Here is a 14,473-nt window from a genome sequence, read left to right on the forward strand (position 1 = left end):
GGCGGGGGGTCGCCGGGGAGAGCGGCGGGGCGGTTAGGGTGGCGTTCGTGCTCGTACTGGTGCTGGACTCCTCGACCCCCGCGGTGACCGCGGCGCTGGTGGAGGTCTCGGCCAATGGCGTGACAGCGCGGGCGCAGCGCCGCACCGTCGATGCCCGCGCGCACGGCGAGCTGCTCGCGCCGCAGGTCGACGCGGTCCTCGCCGAGGTCGACGCCCGCCCCACCGACCTGGCCGCCATCGTGGCGGGGCTCGGCCCCGGCCCGTTCACCGGGCTGCGGGTGGGGCTGGTCACCGCCGCCACCATGGCCCAGGTGCTGGGAGTCCCCGCGTACGGCGTCTGCTCGCTCGACGGGATCGGCCACCCGGTGGCGGCCGGCGAGCCGGTCCTGGCGGCCAGCGACGCCCGCCGCCGGGAGGTCTACTGGGCGGTCTACGACGGCGCGGGGCAGCGGATCGCCGGCCCGGACGTGGACACCCCGGCGGTCGCCGCGCGGCGCGCCCGCGACCTGGGGGTCACCGTGACGGCCGGCGACGGCGCGCACCGGTACGCCGAGGTGTTCGACCTGCCGCTGCGGGCCGAGCCCCGCTACCCGGACCCGATCGTGCTGGCCGAGCTGGCGGCCGAGCGGATCCGGGCCGGCGCGCCCGGCGAGCCGCTCACCCCGCTGTACCTGCGCCGCCCGGACGCCGTGGCGGCCACCGCCCGCAAACCGGTCCTGCCGTGAACCCCGCCGGGGTGCGGCTGGAACCGTTCCGCTGGTGGCACATCGACGAGGTGCTGCCGATCGAGGCGGACCTGTTCGGCGCCGAGCAGTGGTCGCCGGCGATGTTCTGGAACGAGCTGGCCAACGGCCACTTCTACCTGGTCGCCACCGACACCAGGGACGCCACCGACTCCACCGACTCCACCGGCGCCACGGACCCCACCGGCGCTGCGACCGCCGCCAGCGGCGCGACCGCCATGACCGCCGCCAATGCCACGACCCCCGTCCGCGCCGGGAAGGTGCTCGGCTACGCCGGGCTGACCGTGGCCGCTCCGGACGAGGCGTGGGTGCAGAACATCGCGGTCCGCCGGGACGCCCAGCGGCGCGGCGTGGGCCGGGCCCTGCTGGAGGCGCTGCTCGCCGAGGCCGTCCGCCGGGGGGCGCGGAGCACGCTGCTGGAGGTCGCGGCCGACAACGCCCCGGCCCAGCGGCTCTACGCGACGTACGGCTTCGAGCCGATCGGGGTGCGTCGCGGCTACTACCAACCGAGCAACACCGACGCGCTGGTCATGCGGCGCGAGCAGGACTGAGGAGACATGGCTGACGAACCGCTGATCCTCGGCATCGAGACCTCCTGCGACGAGACCGGGGTCGGCATCGTACGCGGGCACACCCTGCTCGCCGACGCGCTGGCCTCCAGCGTCGAGGAGCACGCCCGGTTCGGCGGCGTGGTGCCCGAGGTGGCCAGCCGGGCCCACCTGGAGGCGATCGTGCCGACCATGGACCGGGCGCTGAAGGAGGCGGGGGTGACCATCGCCGACATCGACGCCATCGCGGTGACCTCCGGCCCGGGGCTGGCCGGCGCGCTGCTGGTCGGCGTGGCCGCCGCCAAGGGGTACGCGCTGGCCGCCGAGAAGCCGGTGTACGGGGTGAACCATCTCGCCGCGCACGTCGCCGTGGACACCCTCGAACACGGCCCGCTGCCCGAGCCGGCGATCGCGCTGCTGGTCTCCGGCGGGCACTCGTCCCTGCTGCTCGTCGACGACCTGGCCCGGGGGGTCACCCCGCTGGGCGCGACCATCGACGACGCGGCCGGTGAGGCGTTCGACAAGGTGGCCCGGCTGCTCGGCCTGCCGTTCCCCGGCGGGCCGTACATCGACCGGGAGGCCCGGGCCGGTGACGCCGCCGCCATCGGCTTCCCGCGCGGGCTCACCGCCGCCAAGGACCTCGCCGCACACCGGTACGACTTCTCGTTCTCCGGGCTGAAGACGGCGGTGGCCCGCTGGGTGGAGGCCCGGCAGCGGGCCGGCGAGCCGGTGCCGGTGGCCGACGTGGCCGCGTCGTTCCAGGAGGCGGTCTGCGACGTGCTCACCACGAAGGCGCTGGCCGCCTGCCGGGCCCACGGGGTCGACACGCTGGTGATCGGCGGAGGGGTGGCGGCGAACTCCCGGCTGCGGGTGCTCGCCGAGGACCGGGCGGCCAAGCTGGGCATCCGGGTCCGGGTGCCCCGGCCGAAGCTGTGCACCGACAACGGGGCGATGGTGGCCGCGCTCGGCTCGCACCTGGTCGCCGCCGGGGTGGCGCCGAGCCGGCTCGACCTGCCGGCCGACTCGTCCCTGCCGCTGACCACGGTCAGCGTGTGACGGCGGCGAGGGGAGCGACGACATGATCGTACGGATGTGGGAGGCGCGGGCGGAGGCGTACGGCTTCGCCGACCTGATCACCTGGGTCTGCGACACCGCCCTGCCCGAGTTCGAGCACGACCCGCTGCACCTGTCCAGCGAGGTGTTCAGCTCGACCGACCACCGGGTGGTGGTGATCTCGAAGTGGCGCAGCAGCCCTCGGCCGCTGCCCGACCCGCCCGCGACGCTGGTCGCCCGCCCGCCGCACTCGTGGGACTTCACCCAGGTCGACCGCTGACCGTCGAGCAACCGTGGGGCTACCCTGTGACCCCACCTCGTCAGGCGGCGTCCATGGACCAAGGCCCCACCTGAGTCCGCGTGGGGATGGCTGATACTGGCGGGATGGCGGACCAGGAGACAGACGGGCTGACCCGGTGGACGATCCATGGCGAGCGGATTGTGGATGACAGCCGGCGTGCTTGGCTGAGTATCGCCGACGTGGAACTGCCGGACGGTGTCCGGTTCGAGCAGTACGTGATCCGGGCTCCCCTGTCTGCGATGGTCGCCGTCCTGGACGACCAGCAGCGGCTGTTGTTGATGCGGCGGCACCGGTTCGTGTTCGACCAGTGGGTGTGGGAACTTCCCGGCGGGTATGTCGACGGCGAGGAGGAGCCGGCGCGGTGCGCGGTGCGCGAGGTCGAGGAGGAGACCGGCTGGCGGCCGTATGAGGTCGAGCCGCTGCTGTCGTTCCAGCCGTGGGTCGCCACGGCGGATGCGAAGAACCTGCTGTTCCTCGCCCGAGGGGCGGAGCACACGGGAGCTCCGGTGGATGTGAACGAAGCGGAACGGGTCGCCTGGATGCCGCTGGTCGAGGCTCGGGTGCTCGTGGAGCAGGGGGAGATTGTCGGAGCCGGCACCGTGATCGCCGTGCTGGAGTTGACGGCACGTCAGGCGCGGGGTGAGTTGTAGCCGTCCCGCCGAGGTTGCCCGGTGGGCGCGAGTCCGGCCCTTCGGCCGGGCGATTCTGAACAGCGAAATGCGTTGGCGCAACAGCTTTATCACCGCCTAACGTCGGCGGGTCATGCGCTTCGAACCGGCCGGCGATCCCGGCGTACCCGACGACCGTTCGGCGGCCCGATACCTGGTGTGGCTGGCCGGTCGGCAACCGTTGCTCTTCTTCGCCGCCATCGGCCTCGGCGTGGTCTGGATGGTCGCCCAGGCCCTGATGCCGGCCACCGTCGGCCGGGCCGTGGACGCCGGCCTCACCCACCGCGACCAGGGCGCCCTGGTCACCTGGGGGCTGGCCCTGCTCGGGCTGGGCGTGCTCCAGGCCGGCGCGGGCGTGCTGCGGCACCGGTGCGCGCTGCACAACTGGCTGGGCGGCGCGTACCGGACGGTGCAGGTCACCGTCGGCGCGGCGAACCGGCTGGGGGCCGCGCTGTCCCGCCGGGTCGCGGGGGGCGAGGTGGTCAGCATCGGTACGGCCGACATCGGCCAGATCGGCCACGCGATCGACATCACCGCCCGGGGCACCGGATCGCTGGTCGCCATCGCCACGGTGGCGGTGATCCTGCTCTCCGCGTCGGTGCCGCTCGGCCTCGTCGTCGTGCTCGGGGTGCCGTTGCTGATGGCCGTGGTGGGGCTGCTCATCCGGCCGCTGCACCACCGGCAGCAGGCGTACCGGGACTCGGAGGGGGAGCTGACCGCCCGGGCCGGCGACATCGTCTCCGGGCTGCGGGTGGTGCGCGGCGTCGGCGGCGAGCCGGTGCTGTCGGCCCGGTACCGGGCTCGGTCCCAGGAGTTGCGCGCCGACGGGCTGCGGGTGGCCCGGGTGGAGTCGCTGCTGGAGGCGACCCAGATCCTGCTGCCCGGCGCGTTCCTGGTGCTGGTCACCTGGCTGGGCGCCCGGTTCGCGCTGCGCGGCGAGATCACCGCCGGCCAGCTCGTCGCCTTCTACGGCTACACCGCGTTCCTGGTCAGCCCGCTGCGTAACCTCACCGAGGCGGTGGACCGGCTGACCCGGGGGCACGTGGCGGCCCGCCGGGTGGTCCGGCTGCTGCGGCTCACCCCCGAGCTGGTCGACCCGGCCCGCCCGGCGGCCCTGCCGGCCGGCCCCGGGGAGCTGGTGGACGCCGAGTCGGGGCTGGTCGTGCCGGCCGGCCGGCTCACCGCGCTGGTCGCCGCCGCGCCCGAGGACGCCGCCGCGATCGCCGACCGGCTCGGCCGGTACGTCGACGCGGACGTGACGCTGCACGGCGTACCGCTGCGGGAGGTGGCGCTGGCGGCGGTGCGCGAGCGGATCCTGGTGGCCGACAACGACGCGCACCTGTTCACCGGCCCGCTGCGGGCGGAGCTGGACCCGCACGACGCGGCCGACCCGGCGACGATCCTCGCGGCGCTGGACGCGGCGAGCGCGACCGACATCGTCGACGCACTGCCCGACGGGCTGGACGGCCGGGTCGCCGAGCGGGGCCGGGAGTTCTCCGGCGGCCAGCAGCAGCGGCTGCGGCTGGCCCGGGCGCTGGTCGCCGACCCGGAGACGCTGGTGCTGGTCGAGCCGACGAGCGCGGTGGACGCGCACACCGAGGCGCGGATCGCCGCGCGGCTCGGCCCGGCCCGGCGGGGCCGGACCACCCTGGTCTGCACCACCAGCCCGCTGGTGCTGGGCCGCGCCGAGCACGTGGTCTTCGTGGCGGACGGCAAGGTGATGGCCGAGGGGCCGCACGAGGAACTGCTGCGCACCGAGCCGCGCTACGCGGCCACGGTGAGCCGGGGGGAGAGCTGATGACCGCCGCGCTGCCGGTCGCCGACGCCGACCAGGTCCGCCGGTACGCCCGCGCCCTGGTCCGCCGCCACCCCCGCGCCCTGGCCACCGCGCTCGCCCTGCACGCGCTGGCCGCGGCGGCCGGGCTGGTCGCGCCGCGACTGCTCGGCGACCTGGTGGAGGGCATCTCCCGGGGCACCTCGACCGTCACGGTGGACCGGATCGCCCTGGCCATCGGCGGTTTCGTGGTGGCCCAGTCGGTGCTGGTGCGGTTCGCCCACCTGGCGTCGGCCCGGCTCGGCGAGGGGGTGCTCGCCGAGCTGCGCGAGGAGTTCGTCGACCGGCTGCTCGCCCTGCCGCTGTCCACGGTGGAGCGGGCCGGCACCGGCGACCTGCTCACCCGGGCGTCCCGGGACGTCTCCGCGCTGTCCAGGACGGTCCGGTTCGCGGTGCCGGAGACCCTGATCGCGCTGGTCACCGTCGTGTTCGTCGTCGCCGCGCTGCTGTTCACCGGGCCGCTGCTCGTGCTGCCGAGCCTGCTCGCGGTGCCGATCCTGTGGGCAGGCACCCGGTGGTACCTGCGCCGCGCCCCGGCCGGCTACCTGCGGGAGAACGCCGCGTACTCCGACATCACCGACGGGATCAGCGAGACCGTCGAGGGGTCGCGGACCACGGAGGCGCTGCGCCAGCAGGCCCGCCGCCAGGCCCGCAGCGCCGCCGACATCCGCCGGTCGTACGCCGCCGAGCGGTACACCCTCGGGCTGCGTACCGTCTTCTTCCCGGTCGCCGAGCTCGGGTACGTGGTGCCGGTGGTCGCCACTTTGGTCGTCGGCGGCTGGTTCTACCTGGAGGGTTGGGTCAGCCTCGGCCAGGTCACCGCGGCCACCCTCTACGCCCAGCAGCTCGTGGACCCGGTCGACCGGCTGCTCTCCTGGCTGGACGAGTTGCAGGTGGGTGGCGCCTCGATGGCCCGGCTGCTCGGGGTGGCCGCCGCCGACGACCCGGGCCCGGCCCCCGCCGGCGAATCCCCACGGCCGGCCGCGGACGGTGGCCCGGCGGCTCCCCGGCTCGCCGCCCGAGACGTCCGGTACGCCTACCGCGAGGGCCGGGACGTGCTGCACGGCGTGACCCTGGTGCCCGAGCCGGGGGAGAAGCTGGCCATCGTCGGGCCGTCCGGGGCGGGCAAGTCCACCCTGGGCCGGCTGCTCGCCGGGGTGCACGCCCCGCGCGCCGGGTCGGTGACCGTGGACGGCCGGCCGCTGGACGGGCTGCCCCTGGCGGAACTGCGCACCCACGTCGCGCTGGTCACCCAGGAGCACCACGTCTTCATCGGCACGCTCGCCGACAACGTGGCGATGGTCCGCCCCGACGCCGACCCGGCCCGGGTCCGCTCGGCGCTGGCCGCGGTGGACGCCCTGGATTGGGCGGACGCGCTGCCGCAGGGCCTCGACACCGTGGTCGGCGCGGGCGGGCACGCGCTCTCCCCGGCGCAGGCCCAGCAGCTCGCGCTGGCCCGGCTGGTGCTGGCCGACCCGCACACCCTGGTCCTGGACGAGGCGACCTCGCTGATCGACCCCCGGGCCGCCCGGCACCTGGAGCGCTCCCTGGCCGCCGTGCTGGAGGGCCGCACGGTCGTCGCCATCGCCCACCGGCTCTTCTCCGCGCACGACGCCGACCGGGTGGCGGTGGTGGAGGACGGCCGGATCACCGAGCTGGGATCGCACGACGAGCTGGTCGCGGCGGGCGGCCCCTACGCCGCCCTCTGGCGCTCCTGGCACGGCTGAGGCACCGGGCCGGCAGGGGCCCGCCGGGACGACGGGCGGCGGCGGACCGGCGGCCGGTCAGGTGCGGCGCAGGACGCGGGCGGCGACGGGTCAGCGGCTGAGGGCCATCAGCAGGCCGAGCAGGAGCAGGGTGGCGACGGCGACCGCGAAGACGACCAGCAGGTCCCGCCGGCCGTGTTCGGCGGATGGTCCGGCGGGGGCCGGCTCGACCGGCAGGTCCCGGGTCACCGCGGCCAGGTCGCCGAGGGTGCGGGCGGACCAGACCACCGCGACCCGCTCGGAGAACTCGTCCAGGTTGAGCCGGCCCGCCGAGGTGTGCCGTTGCAGCTCGGCGATCACCCGGTGCCGGTCGTCGTCGGAGGCGCGCAGCTCGACGTCCACGTCGGACAGGGTACGCAGCCGCGCCGCCCGGGTCAGGCCGCCGGGCGGAGGGGGCCGGTCAGCCGGCGTCGAGGGGGTCGGCTAGCAGCCGCTCGAAGGCCAGCTCGGCCGCGCCGACCAGGGCCGCGTCGGCGCCCAGCTTCGGGGTGCGCAGCCGGACGTGCTCCAGGCAGGCCGACAGCCCGATCGAGTTGAGCCGGCTGCGCACCTGGGCCGCCGAGGCCAGGTACAGGTCACGCATGGTGCCACCGAAGATGACCATCTCGGGGTTGAAGATGTTGACCAGGTTGGCCACGCCGAAGCCGAGCCAGTCGCCGGCCTGGCGGACCGCCGTCTGGGCCCGGGCGTCGCCCCGGCCGGCGGCATCGAAGACGGCCAGCAGCGCCTCCCGGCCCCGGGCGTCGTGCCGGCCGGCGGCCCGCAGCAGCGCGTACTCGCCGATCTCGGTCTCCCAGCAGCCCCGGGAGCCGCACTCGCAGCGGGTCCCGTCCCGGACCACCACCATGTGGCCGACCTCGCCGCCGTACCCGCCGTGCCCGGTGAGCCGCCGGCCGCCGGCGATGATGCCGGCGCCGACGCCGACGTCCCCGTACAGGTAGATGATGTTGTCGCAGCCGGCGGCGACGCCCCGGGCGTGCTCCGCGAAGGCCGCCGCGTCCGCCACGTTGCCGACCGTGATCGGCACGTCGATGCCCAGCTCGGCGGCCAGCGCCGCGCCGATCGGCTCGTCCACCCAGCCGGTGGGCGGGCTCAGCCGGACCAGGCCGTCGTCGCGGCGGACCATGCCGCAGACCGCCACCCCGACCCCGACGCAGACCGCGCCGGCCGGCACCGCCGGGTGCATCTCCTTGAGCGCCCCGGCCAGCAGCGGCGCGGCCTGCCCGGCCAGCAGGTTGCGGGGGCGGTCCAGCTCCCGGCGGTCGAGCACCGCGCCGCCCAGGCCGACCCGCGCGGCCCGCAGCCGGTCCACCTCCACGCTGTACGCGTACGCGTACACCCGCTCCGCCTCCGGCCGGACGACCAGCGACGGCCGGCCGGCCCGGCCGGTCTCCCGCGGCGTGCCCTCGCTGACCAGGCCGGCGCCGGCCAGGTCGGCGGTCAGCGCGCCGATGGTGCTGCGGTTGAGCCCGAGCACGGTGGTCAGCTCGGCGCGCGTCGTCGCGCCGTGGACGTGCACGTAGCGCAGCAGGGCACCGAGGTTCTGCCGACGGATCTCGTCCTGGCTGGGTCCTGCGCGCATCGCCACCGGCACTCCGTGTCGCACGTCGTCAGCGGGCGCCGGTGGCGGCGGACCGTCGGCGGGACAGCGCGTCCACCCCGGCGGCCAGCATCAGCACCAGTCCGGTGAAGAGGTACTTGAGGCCGGAGCTCAGATCGAGCAGACCCATCCCGTTGATGATCACCGCTACCACCGCCCCACCCAGCACCGCGTTGATCATGCGACCCTTGCCGCCGAAAAGGCTGGTGCCGCCGATCACGGCCGCTCCGACCGCGTAGAGCAGCACGTTACTGCCCCCGGTGTTCGGGTCCACCGACCTGTCCCGGCTGGCCGCGATGATGCCGCCGACCGCCGCCATCGCGGAGCAGACGACGAACGCGGAGATCCGGATCCGGTCGACGTTGATGCCGGCGCGCCGGGCGGCCTCCCGGTTGCCGCCCACGGCCAGCAGGTGCCGGCCGTACGCGGTGCGGTCGAGCACGAAGGTCCAGAAGACCAGCAGGACGGCGATGAGCGGCACCACGATCGGCATGCCCTTGTTGGAGCTGATCAGCGGGTTGATGCTGCGCTCCTGGTTGAACACGTACACGGCGGGACCGAGGACCAGGGCCAGCGCCGCGACCCGGCCGGCGACCACGGCGACCGGCTCGGTGACCAGCCCCCGGGCCGTCCGGTCGCGGTGCCGCAGGAGTTGCGTGCCGGCGTACCCGGCGACCGCGACCCCCGCCAGCAACCAGCCGATCGGGGGCGGCACCCACCGGTTCTCGATCGCGATGATCACCTCGTCGTTGATCGCGATGTTGGTGCCCTCCCGCATCAGCAGCAGCACCACGCCCTGGAAGGCGAGGAACCCGGCCAGGGTCACCACGAATGACGGGATGCCGACCTTCGCCACCAGGAAGCCGAGGGTCAGGCCGATGAGGACTCCGGTGGCGACGGCGGCGAGCACCGCGACGTACCAGGGGTGGCCCAGGTCGCTGACCACCTTGGCCAGGACGGTGGCGCAGACCCCGCTGGCCACGCCGGCCGAGAGGTCGATCTCGCCGAGCAGCAGGACGAAGACCAGGCCCATCGCGATCACGGTGACCGCGGCCCCCTGGGTGAACAGGTTGGCGAAGTTGGCGGCCGAGAAGAAGACCGGCCGGACGGTCGCGAACGCCAGGCAGAGCAGGACGAGGGCGGTCACGGCCGGCAGCGAGCGCAGGTCGCCGCCGCGCAGCCGGGCGAGGTAGTCCCGGACGTGGCTGCCGACGGAGGGCTTCGGGGCGATGTCCGACGGCCCTTCCTGCTTGACGATGGTGGCGGTCATCGGACGGCTCCCCAGGTGGTGGCGTCGGATCCCGTGCCGAGGGCGCCGGAGCGGCCGGAGGTGATCAGCTCGACCACCTGGGCGTGAGTGATGTCGGTGGTCCTCACCTGGGCGACCAGTTGGCCGAGGTAGAGCGCGGCGATCCGGTCGGAGATGGCGAAGACGTCGTTCATGTTGTGCGAGATGAGCACCACGGCCAGGCCGTTGTCGGCGAGCCGGCGGACCAGCTCCAGCACCTGGGCGGTCTGCGCGACGCCCAGCGCGGCGGTCGGCTCGTCGAGGATGACCAGCCGGCTGTTCCAGAGCACCGCCTTGGCGATGGCGACGGTCTGCCGCTGCCCACCGGAGAGGCTGGCGACGTGCTGGCGCAGGAACCGCACCGTCCGGACGCCCAGGCCGGCCAGGGTCTCGGCGGCCATCTGCTCCATGGCCGACTCGTCCAGGACCGGGCCCTTGCTCCGCTCCCGGCCGAGGAACATGTTCTGCACGATGTCGAGGTTGTCGCAGAGGGCGAGGTCCTGGTAGACGACGTCGATGCCCAGGGCGGCGGCGTCCCGGGGGCTGTTGACGCTCACCGGGCGGCCCTCGAAGAGGAACTCGCCGGAGTCGGTGGGGTGGATGCCGCTGATGCACTTGACCAGGGTCGACTTGCCGGCGCCGTTGTCGCCGACCAGCGCGGTCACCTCGCCCTCGTGAACGGACAGGGCGACGTCACGCAGGACCTGGACGGGGCCGAAGCTCTTGTCGATCCCGCGCAGTTCCAGCAGGGGGGTTGCGGACACAGGTCTCCTCCGTACGAGGGTCGGCGGGCGGGTCAGCTGATCCCGGCGGCGGCACACAGCTCGGCGTACGGGTCGGTGCAGAGCCTGTCCCGGGAGACGTAGCCGTCGGCCACGACGTCCTTGACGTTCTCCTGGTAGATCGCCTTCGGCTCCAGCAGCACGGCCGGCACGTCCCGCCCGCTCTCCGGGTCCCGCACCGTCTGGCCGGTGTCCCGGTGGACGCCGTTGGCCAGCGACACGGCCAGCGCGGCGGCGGCGTCCGCCTCCTTCCGGATCGCCTTGTACACGGTCATGCACTGGTCGCCGGCGAGGATGTTGCGCAGGCCCTGCACGTCGGCGTCCTGCCCGGTCACCGGGACCTTGCCGTTGAGCTTGTTCTTCTTCAGCACCGAGATGGCGGCGTTGCCGAGGCCGTCGTTGGCGGCGAGCACCCCGTCGATCCGACCCTCGGTCCGGGTGAGCATCTGCTCGAAGAGCACCCCGGCCTGCGCGTTGTCCCAGTCCGGCACGGGCTGGTCCGGGCCCCTGACGTACGTCCCGGAGGTGAACTTCGGTCCGAGCACCGAGTTGTACCCGGCCTTCAGCTCGGTGGCGTTGTTGTCGGTCGGCGAGCCGTTGAGGAACGCCACCACCGGGTGCTCGGCGCCCTGGTCGGCCAGGCACCGGCTCAGGCCCTCGCCCTGGAGCCTGCCGACGGCCTTGTTGTCGAAGCTGACGTAGTACTCGGCCGAGCCGCCCAGGGTGAGCCGGTCGTAGTCGATGGTGGCGACGCCCTGCGACCGCGCCCGGTCCAGCACGGCCCTGCCGGTGCCGGAGTCCAGGTTGACGATCATCAGCGCGGTGACGCCGGCGGTGAGCATCCCGTCGGCGATGGTGGAGAAGCTGGACTTGTCGCCCTGCGCGTTCTGGATGGTGTAGTCGACCCCGGCGGCCCGGAACGCCGCCTCCAGGTACCTGCGGTCCGCGCCCTCCCACCGGGCGCTGGTCCTGCTGTCCGGCAGGATCACCCCGATCTTCGGCTTTCTGTCACCGCCGCCGGCCTCCGCGCTACCGGGGCCGCAGGCGGCCGTGCCGCCGGTGGCCAGCACGCCCACGGTGGCGAGGGTGAGGAAGCCCTTGCGCATGTGCGGGTCCTTTCGGGGTGAAGGCGGGACGGCGGTTTGTTGTGCCCGGCAACGTATTTCGCGCGCAGGCCCGACACAAGGCCGTCGCGTTCTGAAGTCTCGTCGGCGGCAGTAACGATTCGGCAACGCCCACGACTCCCTGCCGCCCCGCCGCCGGGAGCGGCATCCCGGCCCTGTGCTGCCCGGATGTGGCCCCGGACCCGCCGCCGACCGGACCCGCCGCGCCGGGCGGTCGGCCGGCGGCGGCCTGGCGGGCGGTGGGTCAGCGGGCCGCGATCGGGGCCGTGGCGGCGTCGGTGAGGACGATCAGGTCGGCCGGGGCGAGCTGGAGTTGGAGGCCGCGCCGGCCGGCCGAGACGTAGACGGTGTCGTGGGTCAGGGCGGAGTCGTCCAGCACCGTGGGCAGGCGTCGGCGTTGGCCGAGCGGGCTGATCCCGCCCCGGACGTAGCCGGTGGCCCGTTCGGCGACCGCCCGGTCCGCCATCGTCGCCCGCTTGCCGCCGAGCGCGCCGGCCAGCGCCTTGAGATCCAGCTCACCGGCGACCGGCACCACCGCCACCGCGAGCGCGCCGTCGACCTCGGTGACCAGCGACTTGAACACCCGCTCCGGGGGCACGCCCAGGGCCGCCGCGACGAGCGCGCCGTAGTTCGGCGCGTCCGGCGAGACGTCGTACGGGTGGGTGCTGTGCCGGATCTTCCGCCTGGTCAGCAGCGCCGTCGCCGGAGTGCCCTGTCCCGCCATGCCCGACAAGCTAACCCGGCCCCGACCCCCGGGGCCACCGGTTACCCGCCGCCGGCCGTCAGTCCGCCACCGGCCGGCACAGCAGCACGGTGGGCGCGCCGGCGACCCGGGTCAGCACCAGGCTCGCCGCCTCCGGGCCGGCCAGCCGCAGGTCCCGCCGCAGCTTCTCCGGCTCCAGCGCGGAGCCGCGCTTGAGGATCTCGACCCGGCCCACCCGGCGCTCGCGCAGCAGGGCGCGCAGCCGCTTGAGCGAGAACGGCAGCACGTCGGTGACCTCCAGGCAGCGGGCGAACGGCGTCCCGCCCGGCGCGTCGGCGTACAGGTAGGCGATGGTCGGGTCGGCGAGCGTGCCGCCCAGGGCGTCGGCCAGCTCGGCGACCAGGTGGGCGCGGACCACCGCCGGATCGGGGTCGTGGACGTACCGGCGGACCGGGCCGACCGCCGCCTCGACCGCGCCGGAGCCGGTGAGCTGGTGCCGGGTGACCCCCGCGGCGCAGGTGGGGGCCGGCTCGCGCAGCAGGGTGGCGCGGCGGGGGACCTCGGCGAGCCGGCCGCACCACAGGGCGGCCTCGACCAGGTCGCCGGCCACGCTCACCCACTCCGCCTCGGCGCCGACCGGGATCAGCGCGTGGTCGAGGCCGGGGGCCACCTTGACCACGGTGTGCGGCACCCGCTCGGCCAGGCCGGCTACGAAGTCCCACGGCGGCGAGTAGGCGTTCGGATCGAAGATCCGCCGCCCGGTGCCGGCCCTGCGGCGGGCCGGGTCGCAGAAGACCGCGTCGACCCGGGTCACGTCGAACGCCGTGGCGTCGCCGCACTCCACGGTGAACGCCTCGGCCAGCCCGGCGGCCTCGGCGTTCGCCGAGGCCATCGCGGCGGTCACCGGGTCGGCCTCCACCCCGTACACCCGGATGCCGGCACGGGCGGCGGCGAGCGCGTCGGCGCCGAGGCCGCAGCCCAGGTCGGCGAGGGTGCGTACCCCGGCGGCGTGCAGCCGCTCGGCCCGCCGGGCCGCGACCACCCCCCGGGTGGCCTGCTCCAGCCCGGCGCGGGTGAGGAACATGCCGGCGGCCTCCGGCCCGAACTTGCCGACCGCCCGGCGGCGCAGCTCGGCCTGGGTCAGCGCGGCGGCGGCCAGCCCGGCGGGCACCCCGGCCGAGCGGAGCGCCGCCGCCGCGGCCAGCGGGTCGCCGCCGGCCAGCCCGGTCGCCGCGGTGAGCGCGGCCGACCCCTCGGGGGTACGCAGGGCGGCGAACTGGTCGAGATCCACCGCTCCATTGTCCGGGTCCACCGGGAACGCCTGTCGGCGGTCGTCCCCGTCGTCCGGCCACCGTCATCGGCTCCGGGTGGGGCACCTGGCGGTCTCGGGCGGGCGGGCGGCCGCGACGTCCCGCAGCCAAAGTCGAATCTTGGGCGGTACGGCGTCGACGGGCCGGTCGGGGCGACACGACGGGCGACGCGTTGGCACTCTCCTTGACGGAGTGCTAGCCACGGCATAACCTGCGATTAGCACTCTCCCATCGAGGGTGCCAGCTTCCGGGCCCCGTGCCCGGGCGCTGAACGCCAGGCGGACCGGCACCCGCGACGACGGCCCCGCCCGGTGGCATGTGGCAGATTGACGCTGGTCGGCCCCGTCGACCAGCAACGAAACCAGTACCCCAGGAGGGTATGCCCGTGACTACCGCGACCAAGGTTGCGATCAAGCCGCTCGAGGACCGCATCGTGGTCCAGGCGAACGAGGCTGAGACCACCACGGCGTCGGGCATCGTGATCCCCGACACCGCCAAGGAGAAGCCGCAGGAGGGCACCGTCCTCGCTGTCGGCCCGGGCCGGATCGACGACAAGGGCAACCGCGTGCCGATCGACGTGAAGGTCGGCGACACCGTCCTGTACTCGAAGTACGGCGGCACCGAGGTCAAGTACGCCGGCGAGGAGTACCTGGTGCTCTCCGCCCGCGACGTCCTCGCGGTCATCGAGAAGTAACCAACCGATCAGTGTCACTGCCCCGGTCCGGCTCGCCGGGCCGGGGCAGTGACGCCTCG

General features: G+C 74.7%; 15 protein-coding genes. 8 read left to right on the plus strand and 7 right to left on the minus strand.

The window, feature by feature from the left end; genetic code table 11:
- Window positions 1-47: 47 nt before the first annotated feature.
- The 7 genes from tsaB (at window position 48) to OOK41_RS06890 (ending at window position 6,874) form a co-directional block, all read left to right on the plus strand.
- A complete protein-coding gene (gene tsaB, locus OOK41_RS06860; RefSeq protein ID WP_266263386.1) occupies window positions 48-725 on the plus strand; it encodes a tRNA (adenosine(37)-N6)-threonylcarbamoyltransferase complex dimerization subunit type 1 TsaB in 678 nt (225 codons plus the stop codon).
- A complete protein-coding gene (gene rimI, locus OOK41_RS06865) occupies window positions 722-1,294 on the plus strand; it encodes a ribosomal protein S18-alanine N-acetyltransferase (RefSeq protein WP_266263388.1) in 573 nt (190 codons plus the stop codon). Before tsaB ends, rimI begins: the two co-directional genes overlap by 4 nt.
- A gap of 6 nt (window positions 1,295-1,300) precedes the next feature.
- Window positions 1,301-2,347, plus strand: coding sequence for a tRNA (adenosine(37)-N6)-threonylcarbamoyltransferase complex transferase subunit TsaD (tsaD, locus tag OOK41_RS06870; RefSeq protein ID WP_117665154.1), 1,047 nt, complete (start codon window positions 1,301-1,303; stop codon window positions 2,345-2,347).
- A gap of 22 nt (window positions 2,348-2,369) precedes the next feature.
- A complete protein-coding gene (locus tag OOK41_RS06875) occupies window positions 2,370-2,624 on the plus strand; it encodes a hypothetical protein (RefSeq protein WP_117665155.1) in 255 nt (84 codons plus the stop codon).
- Window positions 2,625-2,728: 104 nt separating this feature from the next.
- Window positions 2,729-3,295: an NUDIX hydrolase gene (locus tag OOK41_RS06880; protein ID WP_266263390.1), complete on the plus strand. Its 567-nt coding sequence runs from the start codon at window positions 2,729-2,731 to the stop codon at window positions 3,293-3,295.
- Window positions 3,296-3,407: 112 nt separating this feature from the next.
- Window positions 3,408-5,111: an ABC transporter ATP-binding protein gene (locus tag OOK41_RS06885; protein WP_266263392.1), complete on the plus strand. Its 1,704-nt coding sequence runs from the start codon at window positions 3,408-3,410 to the stop codon at window positions 5,109-5,111.
- Window positions 5,111-6,874, plus strand: a complete 1,764-nt coding sequence (locus OOK41_RS06890; protein WP_117665162.1) for an ABC transporter ATP-binding protein — start codon at window positions 5,111-5,113, stop codon at window positions 6,872-6,874. The genes OOK41_RS06885 and OOK41_RS06890 overlap by 1 nt, the downstream gene beginning before the upstream one ends.
- Window positions 6,875-6,964: 90 nt before the next feature.
- Here OOK41_RS06890 and OOK41_RS06895 read toward each other — a convergent pair whose 3' ends face one another.
- The 7 genes from OOK41_RS06895 to OOK41_RS06925 form a co-directional block, all read right to left on the minus strand.
- Window positions 6,965-7,255 carry a DUF1707 domain-containing protein gene (locus OOK41_RS06895; protein WP_117665163.1) on the minus strand — a complete coding sequence of 97 codons (291 nt, stop codon included), beginning with the start codon at window positions 7,253-7,255 and terminating at the stop codon, window positions 6,965-6,967.
- Window positions 7,256-7,313: 58 nt separating this feature from the next.
- Window positions 7,314-8,495: an ROK family protein gene (locus OOK41_RS06900; protein ID WP_266263395.1), complete on the minus strand. Its 1,182-nt coding sequence runs from the start codon at window positions 8,493-8,495 to the stop codon at window positions 7,314-7,316.
- Window positions 8,496-8,523: 28 nt separating this feature from the next.
- Window positions 8,524-9,783, minus strand: a complete 1,260-nt coding sequence (locus tag OOK41_RS06905; protein WP_266263397.1) for a sugar ABC transporter permease — start codon at window positions 9,781-9,783, stop codon at window positions 8,524-8,526.
- The gene (locus OOK41_RS06910) at window positions 9,780-10,565 is read right to left on the minus strand and encodes an ATP-binding cassette domain-containing protein (protein WP_266263399.1); all 786 of its coding nucleotides are present in this window, start codon (window positions 10,563-10,565) and stop codon (window positions 9,780-9,782) included. The genes OOK41_RS06905 and OOK41_RS06910 overlap by 4 nt, the downstream gene beginning before the upstream one ends.
- A 32-nt stretch (window positions 10,566-10,597) precedes the next feature.
- A complete protein-coding gene (locus OOK41_RS06915) occupies window positions 10,598-11,689 on the minus strand; it encodes a sugar ABC transporter substrate-binding protein (RefSeq protein ID WP_266263401.1) in 1,092 nt (363 codons plus the stop codon).
- Window positions 11,690-11,951: 262 nt separating this feature from the next.
- A complete protein-coding gene (gene ybaK, locus OOK41_RS06920; protein ID WP_266263403.1) occupies window positions 11,952-12,431 on the minus strand; it encodes a Cys-tRNA(Pro) deacylase in 480 nt (159 codons plus the stop codon).
- 58 nt (window positions 12,432-12,489) lie between these two features.
- The gene (locus OOK41_RS06925; protein ID WP_266263404.1) at window positions 12,490-13,701 is read right to left on the minus strand and encodes a methyltransferase domain-containing protein; all 1,212 of its coding nucleotides are present in this window, start codon (window positions 13,699-13,701) and stop codon (window positions 12,490-12,492) included.
- A 398-nt stretch (window positions 13,702-14,099) separates the two neighbouring features.
- Here OOK41_RS06925 and groES point away from each other — a divergent pair, with 398 nt between their 5' ends.
- Window positions 14,100-14,414 (plus strand): co-chaperone GroES, encoded by a 315-nt coding sequence (gene groES / locus OOK41_RS06930; protein WP_018222648.1) that lies wholly within the window; start codon window positions 14,100-14,102, stop codon window positions 14,412-14,414.
- Window positions 14,415-14,473: the final 59 nt, after the last annotated feature.

The sequence above is a fragment of the Micromonospora sp. NBC_01655 genome (genome assembly GCF_026339755.1).
Taxonomy (GTDB): Bacteria; Actinomycetota; Actinomycetes; order Mycobacteriales; family Micromonosporaceae; genus Micromonospora.

Coding starts and splice junctions, on each gene's coding strand:
- tsaD (WP_117665154.1), top strand. CDS start 1,301: ATGGCTGACGAACCGCTGATCCTCGGCATCGAGACCTCCTGCGACGAG.
- OOK41_RS06875 (WP_117665155.1), top strand. CDS start 2,370: ATGATCGTACGGATGTGGGAGGCGCGGGCGGAGGCGTACGGCTTCGCC.
- OOK41_RS06880 (WP_266263390.1), top strand. CDS start 2,729: ATGGCGGACCAGGAGACAGACGGGCTGACCCGGTGGACGATCCATGGC.
- OOK41_RS06885 (WP_266263392.1), top strand. CDS start 3,408: ATGCGCTTCGAACCGGCCGGCGATCCCGGCGTACCCGACGACCGTTCG.
- OOK41_RS06890 (WP_117665162.1), top strand. CDS start 5,111: ATGACCGCCGCGCTGCCGGTCGCCGACGCCGACCAGGTCCGCCGGTAC.
- OOK41_RS06900 (WP_266263395.1), bottom strand. CDS start 8,495: ATGCGCGCAGGACCCAGCCAGGACGAGATCCGTCGGCAGAACCTCGGT.
- OOK41_RS06905 (WP_266263397.1), bottom strand. CDS start 9,783: ATGACCGCCACCATCGTCAAGCAGGAAGGGCCGTCGGACATCGCCCCG.
- OOK41_RS06915 (WP_266263401.1), bottom strand. CDS start 11,689: ATGCGCAAGGGCTTCCTCACCCTCGCCACCGTGGGCGTGCTGGCCACC.
- ybaK (WP_266263403.1), bottom strand. CDS start 12,431: ATGGCGGGACAGGGCACTCCGGCGACGGCGCTGCTGACCAGGCGGAAG.
- groES (WP_018222648.1), top strand. CDS start 14,100: ATGCCCGTGACTACCGCGACCAAGGTTGCGATCAAGCCGCTCGAGGAC.